We start from the raw sequence: 1,156 nt of genomic DNA, 5'->3' as shown, positions 1-1,156 counted from the left end.
CCGTTTAAAAAGAAAGAACATAATAGATACTACTATTGGGAAGAGGAGAAACTTGAATTGATGCCGCTCCCCTCCATGCATTACGAGTACATGGAGAGAAAAACGGCAAAGGTATCAAGCGACTTCCACGTACGCTTTGACAATGCTTATTATAGCGTAGACAAAGCATTTTTGCACAAGAAAGTATCTATCAAGGCATCTTCTTCTGTTGTTCGCATTTATTCCCTTGCAGGCGAGTTCCTTTATGAATGGCCGAGAGCAACCCGTAAGGGTCAGTGGTCAACGGATCCAGAACATCTGCCTGAGAATTATAAAGGATTTACACAGTGGAACGGACCTTATTTCATTCAAAAGGCTTCTCTTGTTGGCAAGAATACTGAGACTGTTATCCGTACGATCCTAAAGTCAAGGCAGTATGAAGTGCAGACATACCGCATGTGTCTTGGTATCCTGAACTTTACCAAAAAGTACAGTAACAAAGCTTTAGAGGAGTGCTGTAAACAGGCAATCTCATTAAACAAACAGAAATATACCTTTATTAAGAACACCATCTCTGTCATTGCAGATGATCTTGGCGATGCCGGTTATCGACATGGGTCTGTCCAAAAGAAAGAACCAACAAGGGGTGGTTATGTCATGCCTCCGGAAGCCTCTAGCATTGATACTCTTTTATCCCGCAGCAAAGCGCTTGCGGATCAGATGAGAGAGGAGGCAGATGACTGATGCTTACCGGAACCGAACTCATCAATGAGCTTGTTGATGAACTCAATGAGCTGAAACTATCGACAATGGCTGCAACGCTGGATGATCTGTATCATAAGCCTGGATTCCTTGAAATGGACCGTCTGACACTGATTGCAGAGCTTATAGAACCACAGTTTCAAGAAAAAGTCAGTACTACACTGAAGAATCGATTAACGGCAGCTCATCTAAAAGGATCACCTGAAGAACTGTCTGAGTGCATTGACTCTGATAAGAGAGAATACCTTCCATCAGGGATAACCGATGTTCTTTCTTCACTGGATTTCATTGAAAGGGGCTATAATCTTTGTATTCTCGGCGAATCTGATGCCGGAAAGTCCTATCTGGCCAAGGCCATTGGTATTAAAGCCTGCAATAGATATAACGTTGGATATTTTCATAGTGAAGAGCTCCT

The 1,156-nt window shown here is 42.6% G+C and carries 2 protein-coding genes; both read left to right on the top strand.

All coding sequences use genetic code 11. The annotated features are described in order from the left end of the window. A partial coding sequence (locus tag ACTNBF_RS16450) for a Mu transposase domain-containing protein (RefSeq protein ID WP_441089702.1) occupies nucleotides 1–723 on the top strand: 723 nt, incomplete at its 5' end. Further along, a partial coding sequence (locus tag ACTNBF_RS16445; RefSeq protein ID WP_441019257.1) for an ATP-binding protein occupies nucleotides 723–1,156 on the top strand: 434 nt, incomplete at its 3' end. The genes ACTNBF_RS16450 and ACTNBF_RS16445, both read left to right, overlap by 1 nt.

The sequence above is a fragment of the Bariatricus sp. HCP28S3_A4 genome (assembly GCF_052066395.1).
GTDB lineage: Bacteria > Bacillota > Clostridia > Lachnospirales > Lachnospiraceae > Allocoprococcus.
The sequence above is the reverse complement of the archived record's forward strand: the minus strand, read 5'-3'. Positions and strand labels throughout refer to the sequence as shown.